The organism is Bacillus cereus group sp. BfR-BA-01383 (assembly GCF_022663495.1).
GTDB classification, from domain to species: Bacteria; Bacillota; Bacilli; order Bacillales; family Bacillaceae_G; genus Bacillus_A; species Bacillus_A cereus_AU.
On record NZ_JAKUFP010000111.1, the window covers coordinates 1 to 414 of the forward strand.

Genomic DNA, 414 nt, shown 5'->3' on the forward strand with positions numbered 1-414 from the left:
GCGCCTTTGGCGTGGGGGTTCGACTCCCTTCACCCGCACTTTTAATAAAATAACTCATACATGTCTTGCGGAAGTAGTTCAGTGGTAGAATACAACCTTGCCAAGGTTGGGGTCGCGGGTTCGAATCCCGTCTTCCGCTCCAATTTTCAATATGACATGCCGGGGTGGCGGAACAGGCAGACGCACAGGACTTAAAATCCTGCGGTGGGTGACCACCGTGCGGGTTCGACCCCCGCCCTCGGCACCATATGCGCCCGTAGCTCAATTGGATAGAGCGTTTGACTACGGATCAAGAGGTTAGGGGTTCGACTCCTCTCGGGCGCGCTTTTATTAACGGGAAGTGGCTCAGCTTGGTAGAGCACCTGGTTTGGGACCAGGGGGTCGCAGGTTCAAATCCTGTCTTCCCGATATTCC

4 tRNA genes are annotated in these 414 nt (G+C 55.1%); all 4 read left to right on the top strand.

From position 1 onward, the window contains the following. The first annotated feature begins 67 nt into the window (after nucleotides 1-67). The 4 genes from MR065_RS27155 (at nucleotide 68) to MR065_RS27170 (ending at nucleotide 408) form a co-directional block, all read left to right on the top strand. Nucleotides 68-142, top strand: a tRNA-Gly gene (locus MR065_RS27155). A 16-nt stretch (nucleotides 143-158) separates the two neighbouring features. After that, nucleotides 159-247, top strand: a tRNA-Leu gene (locus tag MR065_RS27160). 3 nt (nucleotides 248-250) lie between these two features. Further along, a tRNA-Arg gene (locus tag MR065_RS27165) sits at nucleotides 251-324 on the top strand. A 10-nt stretch (nucleotides 325-334) separates the two neighbouring features. Further along, a tRNA-Pro gene (locus MR065_RS27170) sits at nucleotides 335-408 on the top strand. The last annotated feature ends 6 nt before the right edge of the window (nucleotides 409-414 follow it).